This is a genomic window from Herbaspirillum lusitanum (assembly GCF_026127345.1).
Taxonomy (GTDB): domain Bacteria; phylum Pseudomonadota; class Gammaproteobacteria; order Burkholderiales; family Burkholderiaceae_D; genus Herbaspirillum; species Herbaspirillum lusitanum.
This window is the reverse complement of record NZ_QXFG01000008.1, coordinates 357,683-374,413: the sequence shown is the minus strand read 5'-3', so window position 1 is coordinate 374,413 and position 16,731 is coordinate 357,683. Positions and strand designations below refer to the sequence as shown.

13 protein-coding genes are annotated in these 16,731 nt (G+C 60.5%); 10 read left to right on the top strand and 3 right to left on the bottom strand.

Annotated elements, in window-relative coordinates; genetic code table 11:
- The 3 genes from recJ to DXT88_RS10165 all read left to right on the top strand — a co-directional run bounded on the left by recJ (window position 1) and on the right by DXT88_RS10165 (window position 4,773).
- Window positions 1-1,695: a single-stranded-DNA-specific exonuclease RecJ gene (recJ, locus tag DXT88_RS10175; protein ID WP_265213151.1), complete on the top strand. Its 1,695-nt coding sequence runs from the start codon at window positions 1-3 to the stop codon at window positions 1,693-1,695.
- A 94-nt stretch (window positions 1,696-1,789) separates the two neighbouring features.
- Window positions 1,790-3,157, top strand: coding sequence for a TAXI family TRAP transporter solute-binding subunit (locus tag DXT88_RS10170; RefSeq protein ID WP_265213149.1), 1,368 nt, complete (start codon window positions 1,790-1,792; stop codon window positions 3,155-3,157).
- Entirely contained in the window at window positions 3,154-4,773 is a 1,620-nt protein-coding gene (locus DXT88_RS10165) for a diguanylate cyclase domain-containing protein (protein ID WP_265213147.1), read from the top strand. The genes DXT88_RS10170 and DXT88_RS10165 overlap by 4 nt, the downstream gene beginning before the upstream one ends.
- A gap of 96 nt (window positions 4,774-4,869) precedes the next feature.
- On the opposite strand, the gene DXT88_RS10160 is transcribed toward DXT88_RS10165, so the two are convergent.
- The 3 genes from DXT88_RS10160 to DXT88_RS10150 all read right to left on the bottom strand — a co-directional run bounded on the left by DXT88_RS10160 (window position 4,870) and on the right by DXT88_RS10150 (window position 9,061).
- On the bottom strand, window positions 4,870-6,045 hold the full coding sequence (locus tag DXT88_RS10160; protein ID WP_265213145.1) for an acyl-CoA dehydrogenase family protein: 1,176 nt from the start codon (window positions 6,043-6,045) through the stop codon (window positions 4,870-4,872).
- A 107-nt stretch (window positions 6,046-6,152) separates the two neighbouring features.
- Window positions 6,153-6,887, bottom strand: a complete 735-nt coding sequence (locus tag DXT88_RS10155) for a hypothetical protein (RefSeq protein WP_265213143.1) — start codon at window positions 6,885-6,887, stop codon at window positions 6,153-6,155.
- A gap of 245 nt (window positions 6,888-7,132) precedes the next feature.
- The gene (locus DXT88_RS10150; protein ID WP_265214122.1) at window positions 7,133-9,061 is read right to left on the bottom strand and encodes a PhoX family protein; all 1,929 of its coding nucleotides are present in this window, start codon (window positions 9,059-9,061) and stop codon (window positions 7,133-7,135) included.
- A 170-nt stretch (window positions 9,062-9,231) separates the two neighbouring features.
- Here DXT88_RS10150 and prfB point away from each other — a divergent pair.
- The 7 genes from prfB (at window position 9,232) to DXT88_RS10115 (ending at window position 16,656) form a co-directional block, all read left to right on the top strand.
- Window positions 9,232-10,336 (top strand): peptide chain release factor 2 gene (gene prfB, locus DXT88_RS10145; protein WP_157137882.1). Its coding sequence is split into 2 segments (ribosomal slippage): window positions 9,232-9,312 and window positions 9,314-10,336, totalling 1,104 coding nucleotides; the frame shifts between segments, so codons are not numbered across the junction.
- A gap of 97 nt (window positions 10,337-10,433) precedes the next feature.
- Entirely contained in the window at window positions 10,434-11,984 is a 1,551-nt protein-coding gene (gene lysS, locus DXT88_RS10140) for a lysine--tRNA ligase (protein ID WP_016835032.1), read from the top strand.
- Window positions 11,985-12,163: 179 nt separating this feature from the next.
- Complete coding sequence (locus DXT88_RS10135) at window positions 12,164-12,793, top strand: outer membrane lipoprotein (protein ID WP_265213140.1); 630 nt, start codon at window positions 12,164-12,166, stop codon at window positions 12,791-12,793.
- Between the two features lie 215 nt (window positions 12,794-13,008).
- Window positions 13,009-14,019: a methionine ABC transporter ATP-binding protein gene (locus tag DXT88_RS10130; RefSeq protein WP_265213138.1), complete on the top strand. Its 1,011-nt coding sequence runs from the start codon at window positions 13,009-13,011 to the stop codon at window positions 14,017-14,019.
- Window positions 14,016-14,678, top strand: a complete 663-nt coding sequence (locus DXT88_RS10125; protein ID WP_265213136.1) for a methionine ABC transporter permease — start codon at window positions 14,016-14,018, stop codon at window positions 14,676-14,678. Before DXT88_RS10130 ends, DXT88_RS10125 begins: the two co-directional genes overlap by 4 nt.
- 14 nt (window positions 14,679-14,692) lie before the next feature.
- Complete coding sequence (locus tag DXT88_RS10120; protein WP_016835028.1) at window positions 14,693-15,496, top strand: MetQ/NlpA family ABC transporter substrate-binding protein; 804 nt, start codon at window positions 14,693-14,695, stop codon at window positions 15,494-15,496.
- 206 nt (window positions 15,497-15,702) lie between these two features.
- Complete coding sequence (locus DXT88_RS10115; RefSeq protein WP_265213134.1) at window positions 15,703-16,656, top strand: amino acid ABC transporter substrate-binding protein; 954 nt, start codon at window positions 15,703-15,705, stop codon at window positions 16,654-16,656.
- Window positions 16,657-16,731 lie beyond the last annotated feature (75 nt).

Genomic DNA, 16,731 nt, shown 5'->3' with positions numbered 1-16,731 from the left:
ATGATCCGTATTGCCACCCGCAGCTACGACCCGCGCGACGTCGACGGCCTGATCCACAGCGGTATCCATCCGGTACTGGCGCGCGTTTATGCTGCGCGCGGCCTGCTCAACGCCAAGGATTTGTCGAGCGAACTGGGCGCGCTGATCGCGCCGTCCGGCCTGCTGCACATCGACGCGGCAGCAGTCTATCTGGCCGACGCCATTGCCGCCGGGAAAAAGATGGTCATCGTCGCCGACTACGATTGCGATGGCGCCACCGCCTGCGCGGTCGGCCTGCGCGGCCTGCGCAGCCTCGGCGCACAAGTCGATTTCATCGTGCCGAACCGCTTCGAGTACGGCTACGGCCTGACGCCCGAAATCGTCGAACTGACCATTCGCGAAAAATCGCCCGACATCATCGTCACCGTCGACAACGGCATCGCCAGCATTGATGGCGTCGCCGCCGCCAAGGCGCGCGGTATCGACGTCGTCGTCACCGATCATCACTTGCCCGGCGACAGCCTGCCCGACGCACGCGTGATCGTGAATCCGAACCAACCGTCCTGCGGCTTCCCGAGCAAGAACCTGGCCGGCGTCGGCGTCATGTTCTACGTGCTGCTGGCGTTGCGCGCCGAGATGCGCAAGCGTGGCATCTTCGACGCCCAGACCCAGCCCAAGCTCGATACGCTGCTTGACCTGGTCGCATTGGGTACGGTCGCCGACGTCGTCAAGCTCGACGCCAACAACCGTATCCTGGTGGCGCAAGGTTTGAAGCGCATGCGCGCCGGCCGCATGCATGCCGGCATCGCCGCGCTGTTCCGCGCCGCCGGCCGTGAAGCGCGCCGCGCCACGCCGTTCGACCTCGGTTTCGCCGTCGGCCCGCGTCTGAACGCCGCCGGCCGTCTGGCCGACATGGCGCTCGGCATCGAATGCCTGACCACCGACGACGAAGGCCGCGCCTGGGCCATCGCCCAGCAGCTCGACGCCATCAACCGCGAACGGCGCGACATCGAAGCCGGCATGCAGGACACCGCGCTGAACCTGCTGGACGATTTCAACCCGCAGGACCGGCGCACCATCAGCGTGTTCGACGCCTCCTGGCACCAAGGCGTGATCGGCATCGTCGCCTCGCGCCTGAAGGACAGGTTCTACCGCCCCACCATCACCTTCGCACCCGGCGACGAAGGCCTGATCAAGGGTTCGGGCCGCTCGATCGCCGGCTTCCACCTGCGCGATGCGCTGGACCTGGTGTCCAAGCATGCGCCGTCGGTGATCACCAAATTCGGCGGCCATGCGATGGCGGCCGGCCTGACGATCCACGCCGAAGCCTTCGACGCCTTCGCCCAGGCATTTGAAGAAGTAGGCAAAGATTGGTTAAGCCAGAACCAGCTCGAGCGCGTGGTCGAAACCGACGGCATGCTCGAGGATGCCTATTACTCGGTCAATTTCATCAGCCTGATGGACGACCAGGTGTGGGGACAGGGCTTTGCGCCGCCGGTCTTCTGCGATCGCTTCCGCGTGCTGAGTCAGCGTATCCTCAAGGAAAAGCACCTGAAACTGCTGCTCGAAAAGAACGGCCAGAAGTACGATGCGATCTGGTTCGGCAACACGGATGCGCTTCCCGATTACGCAACGGTTGCATTTAGACTGGATGCCAACGAATATAACGGCACAACCAAGGTACAGTTGATGGTGGAACACGCAGAACCGGCTTAGGGATTCGTTGTCAGCAAATTGACAGGACAAGCCGGCGGCACAAGCAGCGCTCAATAAAAGAACGGGCGCCAACAAGCAAAAAAAGCAGCGACCAATGTCCAAGACTCCTCTTCCGCTGCACCGCATCCAGAAGCCGCCGATGACGCCGCAGCGGCTGCGCCGCCTGATGCTGATCGGCTCGCTGGTGCTGCTGGCCGTCTGCTGGATCGTGCTGGCGATGCTGAAGCCCGCCACTCAAGGCAAGATCGTGATGACCGCCGGCGCCGAAGGCGGCATCTATCACAACTATGCGCAACGCTATGCGCAAATCCTCAAGCGCGACGGTATCACGCTCGACATCCGCACCTCGTCCGGCTCGGTGGAAAATTTCCAGCGCCTGCGCGAAGACGACAGCGAATTCCAGGTCGGCTTCATCCAATCGGGCACGGGCAACGGCGAACAGGCGCCCGGCATCCAGACCATTGCCGCGATTTCGTATGAACCGATCTGGGTGTTCTATCAAGGCAATGCAACCTATGACCGCTTGTCGCAATTGCGCGGCAAACGCATTTCGCTGGGACTGCCGGGCAGCGGCCTGCGCATCGTCGCCAACGACCTGCTCACCGAAAACGGCATCACCACCAACAACTCCACACTGGAAGAACTCAGCGGCAACAAGGCCTACGAACAACTGCTCAATAACAAGATCGATGCGGCCTTCTTCATCGGCCGCGCCGACAGCCAGCTGATCCACACGCTGCTCAACAGCGGCATGAAACTGATGAGTTTTTCGCAGGCCGATGCGCTGGTGCAAAAGTTTCCCTCGCTGTCGAAGATCACTTATCCGCGCGGCGCCACCAGCCTGATCAACGACAGCCCTTCGCATGACGTCACGCTGCTCGCGGCCACCGCCATGCTGGTGTCGAAGGAGTCCCTGCATCCGGCCCTGGCCTACCTGCTGCTCGACGCCGCCAACGTGATTCACACCGCGCCGGATTTTTTTACGCCGCGCAATTACTTCCCGAACCAGAACATCGAAGACTTCAACATCTCCGATGAGACGCGCCGTTATTTCAGATCCGGCCGTCCTTTCCTGCAACGCTATCTGCCGTTCTGGCTGGCCAATTTCATCGAGCGCCGCTTCACGATTTTGCTACCATTCATCGCCGTACTGTTCGGTCTGGTCCAGGCGGTGCCGCGCATCTATGAAGCCAGCATGAAAAAACGCCTGGTTGTGTGGTACAAGGAAATCCATCTGCTGGAAGAAGAAATCTGGAACACGCAAGAACCATCCGACGAAAAACTCGCCGAATGGCATGCCGAAATCGAAGAGATCGACGCCAACGCCAACCAGATCGATATTCCGCAACGCTACTACGGCGACGTCTATGCGCTCAAGCAAGCCATCCGCGTGGTGCGCGACCGCGTCAGCGAAGTTGCGAATCAACGAACAATAACAACAACACCGGCATCCTCCGTATGAATTTCAAACGCTTCTTCAACAGTCTCGTCACCCGTCTGGTCCTGTTCGGCACCCTGGTCGTATTCGCCAGCGCGGTCGCACGCTTTCATGTGTTGACCAACTTCCTGCATGACGATCTCAGCGAAGTCGCCGCCGACCAGCAGAGCACGATCGCCAGCTACCTGGCGCAGGACATCAACTACCGCATCGTCGAGCGGCGCCGTTTCCTGGAACAGCTGGCGCGCATGCTGCCCACGGAATTGCTGGATCAACCGGAAAAACTGCGTGCCTGGCTGCGCGAACGCCAGGAACTGCAGCCGCTGTTCTCCACCGGACTGTTCGTCGCCGACGCCAACGGCGAAGTCATCGTCGACTATCCGGCGGCAGCTGGTCGCCGCAACCTCTCGCTGGCGATCTTTCCCGATTTTCATCTGGTCAGGGAAGGCAAGTTCATCATCGGCGAACCGATACTGAGCAGAACCGAGCAATATCCGATCCTGCCGATGCTGGCGCCGGTGCGCGACGCCGGCGGCAAGTTCGTGGCAGTGCTGGGCGGCTCCACCGCGCTGGCGGCGACCGGTTTCCTCGATCATTTGCAACAGGCACGGTTGGGCGAATCGGGCAGCTTCCTGCTGGTGTCGCCGGCGAGACGGCTTATCCTGGCTTCCAGCCAGAAAGAACTGATTTTCAAATCCTTGCCTGAAGTCGGCGTCGATCCCATGCTGGACAAGGCGGTCGACGGCTATCGCGGCAGCGGCGTCGGCGCCAACGGCGATATCGACGAAATCAAGGCCATTGCCGACGTGCCCAGCACCGGCTGGTTCGTGGTGGCGCGGCTGCCGGTGAAAGCGGCGCTGCCGACGGTGGACCGGGTGCAGGCGTTCATCGTGCGCGGCGGCGCGATGCAGGCTGCCGTGATTTTCCTGCTGATCATTCTGGTGATCATCTGGTTCTTCCGCCCTCTGCGGCGCGCTGCCGACCAGGCCGAACGCATGACGCGCGGCGAGTTGCCGCTGACGCCGCTGCCGGTCTACCGCAACGATGAAGTCGGCCATCTCACCATGGCCTTCAACCGTCTGCTGTCGCGTCTCAAGACACATCAGTCGGAATTGCAGCACCAGGCGCATCACGACATCCTGACCGGCTTGCCGAACCGGGTCATGCTGGCCGAACGCATGCAGCAAGCGATTGCACAGACGCAGCGCGGCGTAGCGCTGCTGTTCCTCGACCTCGACGGCTTCAAGCCGATCAACGACACGCTGGGCCACAAGGCCGGCGATCAGGTGCTGCAGGAAATCACTCAGCGGCTGCAAAAAGTCGCACGCCACAGCGATACGCTGGCGCGCGTCGGCGGCGACGAATTCGTATTGCTGGCGACCGATCTCGGCGCACCACTGGAGAATGGCGCACGTGCATTGGCGGAGAAGTGCATCCGCGTCGTCGCCGACCCGCTGCAGATCGGGCACGGCGAATACAAGATCGGCGTTTCAATCGGCATTGCCGTGTGCGAAACGTATTGCGATCCCGATATCCTGCTCCAGGCCGCCGACAAGGCCATGTACGACGCCAAGAACAAGGGGCGCGGCTGCTACGTCATCGCACCGGTCATGGAAACGGCGGTGCAGACGCCGGCATGAATTTGTCGCGGCCGTTTCCTGCCGGGTGCGGCGGCCCGGTTTAGCTCCCTCACCGGACAGATTCCGCCATCATTCCGAATAGCCGGAATCAGGAAATCAGGAATACAGCGTCGGTTCCGGCAACAGATGTTCCAGCGCATAGCGGCCGACGTCGCGCAGCTTGTAGTCGATCGGGTCATGCAAGGTGTGGGTGCGCGCATTGCGCCAGAAGCGATCCAGCCCCAGTTCCGCTTTGGTGGCGCGTGCGCCGCAGACGTCGAACACGTCCTCGCCCACCGCCAGCGCGGCGCGATGCGCCAGTATCTTGGCCTCGGCCACGGCCAGCGCCGCCCTGCCGCGTTGCTCGCTGGTCAACTCGCGGCCGATGCCCCAGGCCCGGTCCACTTCTGCACCGGCTTCATCAGTCAATGCCCGCGCGGCGCGCAGCTTCAGATGCATCTCGGCGTAGCGATGGATGACGTAAGGATCGTCGGCGGCGCGCTGTACGCCTGAGGCGAACCAGGGACGTCCTTGGTTGAGCGTATAGTCGCGCGCCTGTTCGAACGCACCTTCGGCCATGCCCAGATAAAGATTCACCAGGATCAGTTGCGCCACCACGCCGCGCATGGTGAGGAACGGCGTCGATACGCCGTCGGGACGGTGCAGCACTTCGCTCCATTCGAGCCTGACCTGCTCGTAGCTGACCGAGGTGCTGTCGGTCTGGCGCTGGCCGATCGGATCCCAGTCGTCATGGATGGAAATACCCTCGCGCGCCGTCGGCAGCACCGCAATCAGCAGCTTGCCGCTGGGCTGGTGGATCGCCGTGGTCAGCAGGCGATGCGAGCCCAGTGTGCCGGAACAGAAACCCTTGATCCCCTGCAGCACCAGCCCGCCGTCCTGCTCGGTGGCGACCAAGCGCGGATCGGCCGGATTGGCGGAATTGCCCCACCAGTGATTGAGCGCGACGGTCTCGCCCAGGTAAAGCTGGCGCTGCCGGTCGCTGCCGTAGGAAATCACGCCCGACAATTGCAGCGTCTGGAACGCCAGCAGGTGCGCCATGGCGCTGTCGACGCGCGCAATGCGGCGCACGATGGCGAAGGTCTCGCTCCACGAGGCGCCGATGCCGCCGTATTCCTTGGGCACCGCCAGCAGCAGCAAACCGTGTTGGCGCAACAATTCCTTCTGCGCTGCTGCGTGGCCGCCGGCCTTGTCGCGCTCGGCGGCGGTACGCGCCAGCTCTTGCTCGATGGCCGGCAAGGCGGCATGGATGGTTTCAAGTGTCCAGTTGCTCATGGAGATGCTCATCAGAGTGATTTCAGTGTGCGGAAGTGTCGGCGTTGCTTGCCGAATCCAGAACAAATTTTTCTGCATATGAATATGCAGATTCCGTTGCGCAGGCTTCAGCGCACCGGCAGGAACTGCAGAAACGAGCCGCCCAGCAGGTTCTGCACGTAGCTGATGCCGGCGCGGCGATATTTCTCGGTAATGAATTCAGCCAGCAGGTCGAGACGGCCGATGATCTTGCCGAACTCGCGCTCAAAGCTGAGGTTGCGTTCGGCAGCGTTGATCTCGTCGGACAGCAGCAAAGGCTGGCCGGTGGTGTTGCGGCGATTGCTCAGCATCCAGACCGCGGTTTCGATGTTGCGCGCGGCGTTGTACAGGTATTGGGCGTCGAGGCCGTCGATCAGGAAGAACTCGATCTTGCCGCCGTGGGCGGTGACGATCATGTCGGCGGTGGCGTAGATGAAGGCAGCGACACGATCAGCCTTGAAATCCGGCGATAGCGCCAGCGACATGGCAGCGATGTCATGTTTGCCTTGCAGGTCATCCCAGGTCTGGCGTTTTTCGACGGCTTCGCGCACGCGCTTGACGACCTCTTCACGGCTGGCGCCGGTCTTTTTCCACTCGCCCGGATTGCGGCGGTAGAGTTTGTCCATCAGCAGGTAGAGGCTCTCGAGGTTGGCGCGCATGGCCAGCGTGGCAACGCGGTTGGTGTCGGACTGGCCCATTTCGCGCGAACTGGCGGATGCGCCCTTGACTTCGCCGCGCGGGGCGGGGGCAGATGAACAGGCAGACAAACAAGCCGCCAGCAGCAGGATGGCGAACTGCGTGGAACAGGCGGCGGTTGGTCTCATTTTTTGCATCCCGCTATGACTGCCGGCGAGCGAAATGAGTTCAGCGCCCATTTCGTCCGGCGAAGAAATCGGCCCCGATCGCGCACACCGGGAAACTGCTTCAGCATCCAGAGAATCGAGGCAAGCATATAACGACATGCCGGGCATGGGCTGACATTTTTCGTCGCCGGACACGGTTTTTCCATGCTGCGGACGCAAAAAAAGAGAGGCCGCAGCCTCTCTTTCAATAAATTCCTTCAGCGCAATCAGGCTTGCGGCGGCAGTTGCATCCCGGTCAGGTAACCGACCGTGGCGCCGAAGCGGTCCTTGTAATTGGCGCGCACGAGCGGGTCCAGTACCTCTTTCACCTTGTCGTGCAGCGGCTTCTCCCAGTCCCCGGCATGCTGGAAATTGCTCATCACGTAGGTCCAGCCGTTGATCTCGTCGACCGCGTGCAAGCCGGTCGATTCAGCCCCCGCCGGGCAGGACAGGATGCGCGACAGCTGCTTCGTGTCGACGTTGTAGGCCCACAGGAAATTGTTGACGTGCATGCCGCTGTCTTCGCCGATGAACAGCGTGCGCAGTTTTTCAGAGAACTTGATGTTGTCCGGATTGGCGATCTTGTCGGCGTGGGCCAGGTTGCCGAGCGCGTCGGCCTGCTTCAGGTCCTCACCCACCAGCGCGGCCGGCGGCGCCATGTCGACCGGCACCCAGGCGCTGTCGATGGCTTGGCCGGACACGTCGTTCCGGCCGCCCTTCATGTTCAGCGCATAGACTGCGCCGGCCTTCGGACCTTGCACCTTGATGCCGCCGGAGCCGTCCAGCATCGAGGTCTGCACATAGGACATGGCCGAGTAGGCGATCTTGTCCCTGACATTGACGGTGGTGCCCTCCATCTTGGTGAAACCGAGGCTGCCGCCCTTGAGTGCGGCGTAGCGATGCGTCTCAAGGAAGGCGGCGGCCTGTTCCATGCCCGGTTTCAGTTTGACCCAGTTGGCTTTGCCGTTGAACGGGATCTTCGTGTAGGAAGCATCCTGCGGATCGCTGGTCTTGACGTCCATGATGTCGACGGCCTTGAGCTTGTCGGCCAGCGCCTTGATTTCGGCGCTGGTCGCGTGGCCCAGCCGGACCCAGCCGAGCGTGCCGGCGCCGGGACCGATGCCGGAGGTCTGGGTCCATGTGGCGACGTACAGCGTGCCGGCCGACAGATCGGCTTCACGGTCGGCGATGAACATGAACAGGCCGCCGTTGGTGGCGTCGTCGCCCATCAGCACGGTGCGGCGATCCGGCATGACCTGCACCAGCTCGTGCGAGATGCGGCCGAGGCAATAATGCTTGACCACGCTGCCGCTGCCGTCGGCGTGCACGGTGATTTCGGGCAGATGACCGTAATGGTAGGGATTGGCGCGGGCCGCGTCGCCGAACAGGTTCTTGCTGAAAGCCTGGAACTGTACGTTGCCGGCAATCGCGGCGGCATCCGGCTCGTACTCTTCGCTCGACAGATGGGTGTTCCACGGCGACAGGCTGGCGCCGCAGGTGATCCACAGGCCGTTGACGGAAGACGTATCGACATTGTGATACTTCACCAGCGAGAGCTTGCCGGTGGCCGGATCCTGGTCCAGCGTCAGCACCGCGATCGGCGACGGCAACTGACCGTACATCGCGGCCTGCTTCTGGTCGCGCGTGGTGTATTCGAACTGGACCACGGCGAACACGGTGTTACCCCTGACGCCGGCCACTTGCGCGCCCTTCAATGTCAGCAAGGACGAGCCGTCCGGGCAATCCGAGAAAAAGTGGCGCTCCTTGCCGGGCACCGAACGGTCGATGATCGGCTGGTTATTGATGTCGTAATAGCCGCCGGCCAGCAACTTGCCGCCCTTGCCGTCCGGCACCATGTCGCCGGTCACGAAAAACGGCTGGTAGGTCAGTTGATAACTCTGTTTCACACCGTCGCGAAACACCACGTCCAGGCTCGAGGCCACCGTGGTGGTCGCCATGGCCGACGGATTCGCCAGCGACGGCGCCGCCATGCCGCTGAACGAGGCCGAGGCGAAGCCGCTGCGGTTCGATGCCGTGGCGCAACCGGCCAGCATGCCTGATGCGGACAGCGTGAGCGGCAACAATGGCGCGGCGGCAAATACCTTGAGCAATTCGCGGCGTTTGGGCTGGATTTCAGCGCCGCTCGGGATTGGCATGCTGGTCTGCTGAGTGGCTGGTTTCATGGGCGTTTTTCCTTTTTGACAATGCCTGACAGTTACCTGACGGAATCGCGTGATGCTAATCGCCTAACATGACGCCTTTGTGACAGGAGATATACCCTCCCAGTCTTGTATAATGCGAGGTTTGGTTTGCAAAAGACATAATCATGGAAGCAGAACGCCTCAATTCCCTCCAATCCCTGCTGGACGACCTCGCGGTGCGTGCAGCTGAATTACGGAGGTATCTTTGACTTCGATGTGAAGTCGGAGAAACTCGACCAGGTCAACGGCGAATTGGAAGATCCGGAAGTCTGGAACGACCCCAAGCGCGCGCAAGACCTCGGCAAGGAAAAGAAATCGCTGGAAAACATCGTCCATACGTTGATCAAGATCGACGGCGACCTCAATGACACGCGCGACCTGTTCGCGATGGCGCGCGAGGAAAAGGACGATGAAACGCTGGAAGCCATTGAGCCGGACGCAGAAGCCATCAAGGCCCTGGTCGAAGGCATGGAATTCCGCCGCATGTTCAGCAATCCCATGGATCCGAACAACTGCTTCATCGACATCCAGGCCGGCGCCGGCGGCACCGAAGCGCAGGATTGGGCGTCCATGCTGCTGCGCCAATATCTGCGCTACTGCGAACGCAAGGGCTTCAAGGCCGAAATCCTGGAACAGTCCGACGGCGAAGTGGCCGGCATCAAGACCGCCACGATCAAGGTCGAGGGCGAATACGCCTACGGCTTCCTGCGCACCGAAACCGGCGTGCACCGCCTCGTGCGCAAGTCGCCGTTCGACTCCGCCAACGGTCGCCACACCTCGTTCTCAAGCCTGTTCGTGTATCCGGAAGTGGATGAATCCTTCGAGATCGACATCAATCCGGCCGACGTGCGCGTGGATACCTACCGCGCCTCCGGCGCCGGTGGCCAGCACATCAATAAAACCGACTCCGCGGTGCGCCTGACGCACGGCCCGAGCGGCATTGTCGTGCAGTGCCAGAACGACCGCAGCCAGCACCGCAACCGCGCCGAGGCATGGGACATGCTGCGCGCCAAGCTGTTCGAACTGGAACTGCGCAAGCGCATGAGCGAACAGCAAAAACTGGAAGACTCCAAGACCGACGTCGGCTGGGGCCACCAGATCCGCTCCTACGTGCTGGACCAGTCGCGCATCAAGGATTTGCGCACCAACTTCGAAATGGGCAACACCAAGGCCGTGCTGGATGGCGAGCTGGACGGTTTCATTGCCGCATCGCTGAAACAAGGCGTCTGATTATCGTCTGATCATCGTCTGACTTCGGCCGCGGCAGTCTTGCTGCTGCGGCTCGAAATCTCCTCATGCCCATTCTTACTAACGAATTTCCGACATCATGACCACACAAAACGATAACGCCGCACAGCCGCAACAGCCGCCAGTGGATGAAAACGCCATCATCGCCGAGCGCCGCGCCAAGCTGAACGCGATCCGCGAACAAGGCATCGCCTTCCCGAACGACTTCCGCCCCGAGCACAACGCCGCCGCCCTGCACGCGCAATACGACGAGCTCGACAACGAGGCGCTGGAAGCCAATCCGGTGAAGGTCTCGATCGCCGGCCGCATGATGTTGAAACGCGTAATGGGCAAGGCTTCGTTCGCGACCTTGCAGGACGCATCGGGCCTGCGCGCCGACGGTCGCATGCAGCTCTACGTCACCAACGACGTTACCGGCGAAGCTGCGCATGCCGCGTTCAAGCATTACGACCTGGGCGACATCCTCGGCGCCGAAGGCACGCTGTTCAAGACCAAGACCGGCGAACTGTCGGTCAAGGTGACCGGCCTGCGCCTGATCACCAAGTCGCTGCGCCCGCTGCCGGACAAATTCCACGGTCTGTCGGACCAGGAAACCAAGTACCGCCAGCGCTACGTCGACCTGATCATGAGCGAAGAAACGCGCCGCACCTTCAAGGCGCGCACCGCTGCGATGTCGTCGATCCGGCGCTTCATGGAGAAAAACGACTTCATGGAAGTCGAGACGCCGATGCTGCACACCATCCCCGGCGGCGCCGCGGCCAAGCCGTTCATCACGCATCACAACGCACTGGACATGCAGATGTTCCTGCGCATCGCGCCCGAGCTGTACCTGAAGCGCCTGGTGGTCGGCGGCTTCAACCGCGTGTTTGAAGTGAACCGCAACTTCCGCAACGAAGGCGTTTCGCCGCGCCACAATCCTGAATTCACGATGATGGAATTCTATGCGGCCTACGTCGATTACCAATGGCTGATGACGTTCACCGAACAGGTGATTCGCCAGGCGGCAATCGATGCGCACGGCACCGCGACGCTGACTTACCAGGGCCGCGAACTGGATCTGGCCAAGCCGTTCCAGCGCCTGACCATCACCGGCGCCATCAAGAAGTACGCGCCGGAATACACCGATGAACAACTGGGCGACATCGACTTCCTGCGCACCGCGTTGAAGAAGTTCGGCGTCAAGACCGACCAGGCGCCGTTGGCCAAGGCCGGCATCGGCGCGCTGCAACTGGCGCTGTTCGAAGAGACCGCAGAGTCGCAATTGTGGGAACCGACCTACATCGTCGATTACCCGGTCGAAGTGTCGCCGCTGGCGCGCGCCTCCGATACGGTCTCGGGCATCACCGAGCGTTTCGAACTGTTCATCACCGGCCGTGAAATCGCCAATGGCTTCTCGGAGCTGAATGACGCCGAAGACCAGGCCGCGCGCTTCCAGGCGCAAGTCGCCGCCAAGGATGCCGGCGACGAAGAAGCCATGTATTACGACGCCGACTACATCCGTGCGCTCGAATACGGCATGCCGCCGGCCGGCGGCTGCGGCATCGGCATCGATCGCCTGATGATGCTGATCACCGATTCGCCGAACATCCGCGACGTTATCCTGTTCCCGCATCTGCGCCGCGAAGACTGATCGAAGCTCCTCTTCCAAGTCCCAAAAGACAAACAAGTCGGAAAGCGCCTACAAGGCCTTTCCGGCTTGTCTTACATTGGACTTACAAGTTTTTACAACTGACACACTATCCGCATTTTTTCTCTGCCGCTTGTCATCCATACTCGCCTCACATCAACATCAAAACGGAGAGGCCCATCATGGACGTCGTCAAATCCCCTAGTCGCATTCATCCCCTGGTTGCCACCGCCGCTGTCGCGGTGACATTGGTCAGCCTGGTCGGCGTCGCCGCCATCACCGGTTTGCTGCCGACATCCAACAGCAGCGTCGCACCCCAACAGGCCATGTCGGATGCGAGCACCGCACCGCAAACTCCACAACAATTGCAGCAGGCGAAAAACAATCAGCAGCCTGCACCAAAGTCCAACTACAGCCAGCAAGCACAAAATGCCAATAGCAATAGCTACGGCGCCCCTGCTCCGGCAGCGGTTGCACGCTGCTCCAACTGCGGCGAAGTGCAGGCAGTGCGCGCCGTCCAGCACACACCTCAAGCCAGCGGCGTAGGCATCGTCGCCGGCGCCGTGCTCGGCGGTGTCCTTGGCAACCAGATCGGTAGCGGTAATGGCCGTACACTCGCTACTGTGGCTGGTGCAGGCGCTGGCGGTTACGCCGGTAACGAAGTTGAAAAACGCAGCCGCACGACTACCACTTATATGGTCGATGTGCGCATGGAAAACGGCAGCGTGCGCTCTTTCCCGCAGTCGGGTGAAGGCTGGCGCGTTGGCGATCAGGTGCGTGTCGTGAATGGTCACCTGACCGGCCGGGGTTGATTCTCACCTCGCTGCATCAAACGATGCAGCGACCTGCCCGATAGTACGTTTGAAGTTTGATTTTGCGTTGGTTGAAGCCGTGTGCGCCTTGTGCCCACACGGCTTTTTTCATACCGGCGCTCATTACAAAACCGAATAAGCATCCAACTATTTATGCGTTCACGCACTATTGCCACGCTGCTAGACTGATCTTTACTTCATTCATTTTTACGCCCGTGATTCGCATCGAGCATCTCCATAAAACCTATCAAGTTGCCAACCGGGACCTCATAGCACTGACCGATATCAACCTGCAAATCGAAGCAGGTGAAATCTTCGGCGTCATCGGCCGTTCGGGCGCGGGCAAAAGCACGCTGATCCGCACGCTCAACCTGCTGGAACGTCCCAGCTCGGGCAGCATTTTCATCGAAGACGAAGACATCACGCGTTTCGACAGCGCGCAATTGCACGCATTGCGCCAGCGCGTCGGCATGATTTTCCAGCACTTCAACCTGCTCAACGCTAAAACCGTCGCCGCCAACATCGACTGGCCGCTCAAGATCACCGGCAAATACACGCGCGAACAACGCGCTGCACGCGTCACTGAACTGCTGGAACTGGTCGGACTCACCGGGCATCGCGACAACTACCCGGCGCAATTGTCCGGTGGACAAAAACAACGCGTCGGCATCGCCCGCGCGCTGGCGAATTATCCGCATCTGCTGCTGTGCGATGAGGCAACGTCCGCGCTGGACCCGGAAACCACGCAAGCTATCCTGCGCCTGCTGCTCGACATCAACCGCAAGCTGGGCCTGACGATAGTACTGATCACGCACGAGATGCAGGTAATTCGCAGCATCTGCGACCGCGTCGCGGTGATTGATGATTCCCGCATCGTCGAAAGCGGCAAGGTCGCCGACGTGTTCCTCCATCCTCAACACGCGGCGACGCAAAAGCTGGTGGCCGAAAGCCATAGCTTCGAACAGCAGGACGGCATCGGTCTCGAGCATATCAAGGGAAAACTGGTGCGCCTGACCTTTGTCGGCGACATCACTTACCAACCAATTCTGACCAATATCACCGCCGCCACGCAGGCGCTGATCACCATCCTGCAAGGCACGATTTCACGCATCAAGGACACGCCTTACGGCCAGTTGCTGGTGGAACTCAACGGCAGCGACGACGACCTCGCCAAGGTGTTCGCGCATTTCGATCGCTACCAGATCCATCATGAGGTGCTGGCATGATCGACTTCTCCGTCATCGACTGGGGCGACATCGGCCAGGCCACGCTGGAGACATTGGCAATGACCGGCCTGTCGCTGTTCTTTACCGTGCTGATCGGACTGCCGCTGGGCATCCTGCTGTTCCTCACCGCGCGCAAGCAGTTGCTGGCGCAACGCGGCGTGTACGTGGCGCTGTCGCTGGTGGTCAACGTGCTGCGCTCGGTGCCGTTCCTGATCCTGCTGATCGTGATGATTCCGGTGACCTTGCTGCTGGTCGGCACCTCGCTCGGGGTGGAGGGCTCGATCCCGCCGCTGGTGATCGGCACCGCCCCCTTCTTTGCGCGCCTGGTCGAAAACGTGCTGCGCGAAATCGACCGCGGCGTGCTCGAAGCCTGCCAGGCCATGGGCGCAAGCACGCATCAGATCATTTTCGGCGCGCTGCTGCCGGAAGCGCTGCCGGGCTTGCTGGCCGCCGTCACGATCACCGCCATCACGCTGATGTCCTACGCCGCCATGTCCGGCGTCATCGGCGGCGGCGGCCTGGGCGACCTGGCCATCCGCTTCGGCTATCAACGATTCCAGACCGAGGTGATGATCGTCACCGTTGCGGTCCTGGTGGTACTGGTGCAGTTACTGCAGTTCTTCGGCGATCGCCTGGTCCTGTATTTCACACGTAAATAAAAAAGGAGTTATCCATGTCGCGAAAATTCACGTCCCGCAAATTGTCCCTTCTGCTCGCCGCCTCCCTGACCTTGTTCGCCGCCGTGGCGCAAGCCGCCGACAAACTGGTCATCGCCGCCACGCCGGTACCGCACGCCGAAATCCTCGAATTCCTCAAGCCGACGCTGGCCAAGGAAGGCGTCGACCTGCAGGTAAAGGTATTCACGGACTACGTGCAACCTGCGGCGCAGACCAATGAGAAGCAAGTCGACGGCAACTTCTTCCTGCATCAGCCTTACCTCGACGAATTCAAGAAGAGCCACAAGAACGACATCGAAGTGCCGGTGACCAAGGTCCACGTCGAACCGTTCGCCGCCTATTCGCAAAAATACAAGAAGACCGCCGACATCCCGGACGGCGCCACCATCGCGATCCCCAACGATCCGTCCAATTCCGGTCGCGCCCTGCTGCTGCTGGCCCGCAACGGCCTGATCAAGCTGAAAGACGCCAGCAACATCTCGGCCACGCAAAAGGACATCACCGACAATCCGAAGAAACTGAAATTCCGCGAGCTCGAAGCAGCGACGCTGCCGCGCGTGCTGAACCAGGTGGACGTCGCGCTGATCAACACCAACTATGCAATCGAAGCCAGGCTCAATCCGGTCAAGGATTCGCTGTTCATCGAAGACGCCAACTCGCCTTACGCGAATCTGCTGGTCGCACGCCAGGACAACAAGGACAGCCCCGCCATCAAGAAATTGGCTGCCGCCCTCAACTCGCCTGCCGTGAAGAAGTTCATCGAAGAGAAATACAAAGGCGCCGTGGTGCCGGCGTTCTGATTTGAATGATTTCCAACGCTCCACGAAAAAGCCCGGCACGCCGGGTTTTTTCCTTTTATACAGAATTAATATGCACATTTAATCAAAATATTTTGATTGATCTGTGTCTTTTCAATCTTGACGAGTATCGCGGGACTTCTGCGCTTGAATCTTGCCGACATGCATCATAAGATCAGCCGGTGTTGTTGCAGGAAAGACGCCCCCACATGAATGATTCCCCTTTGCTCTTATTCCCCGCGTCCGCCATCCGATTGCGCTGCATCCGATTATTCATTCTTTTCTTTCTTCTCGTCCTCCTGTCGGGCGCGATTGCATCAACCGCTTCCGCACACGACACCATCAAGAAAATCCGCGAGACCAAAACCATCGTACTGTCTTTCATGGGCAGCGTGGACAACCTGTCGCCGTTTGTAGTGATCGAGCCCGACGGAGAAGTCAGCGGCTATACCATCGAACTGTGCCGCAAGATTATCCAGGGCATTCGCCAGGAACTGCGCATGCCCGACCTCAAGATCCAGTACCTGCCCGTCAACGCATCATCCCGCTTCAGCGCCCTGCTCGACAACCGTGCCGATCTCGAATGCAGCGTCAGCACCAACAACGCCGAACGCCGCAAGAAAGTCGCCTTCACTATCCCGCATTTCTTCACCAGCGTGCGCATGCTGGTGAAGGCCGGCTCCTCCATCAAGAACTGGAGCGACCTGCGTAATAAACGCCTGGTGACGACACGCGCCACTGCAATGATCGACGTCATCAACAAGCGTAGCAATATCCGCTACCTTGATCTGACGGTGCTTGAACTGGAAAACGACAGGGAATGTTTTTCGATGCTGGAGCACGGCATGGCCGACGCCTTCATCATGGATGAGATATTGCTGTACGGTGCGCGCGAAAACGCGGTCGATCCCGAAAAATTCATTATCGTCGGCACGCCGCTATCGGTGGAACCCTACGCCATCATGATGCGCAACGACGATCCCGAGTTCAAGAAAATGGTCGACCGGCAAATGGCCAAGCTCGCCAACAGCGGAGAAATACATCGGCTCTACAACCGATGGTTCATGCAGGCGATCGGCCCGGACAAACGTTCACTGGACATGCCGATGAGTTATATCCTGCGCGATTCGCTACGCTATCCGACGGACAAGATCACCAATTGAGATCGCAGATTGAGCTTGCCGACTCAGCTTGTGTCGCCGCGCCAACGCGCAATGAACGCTACGGACACAAAAATG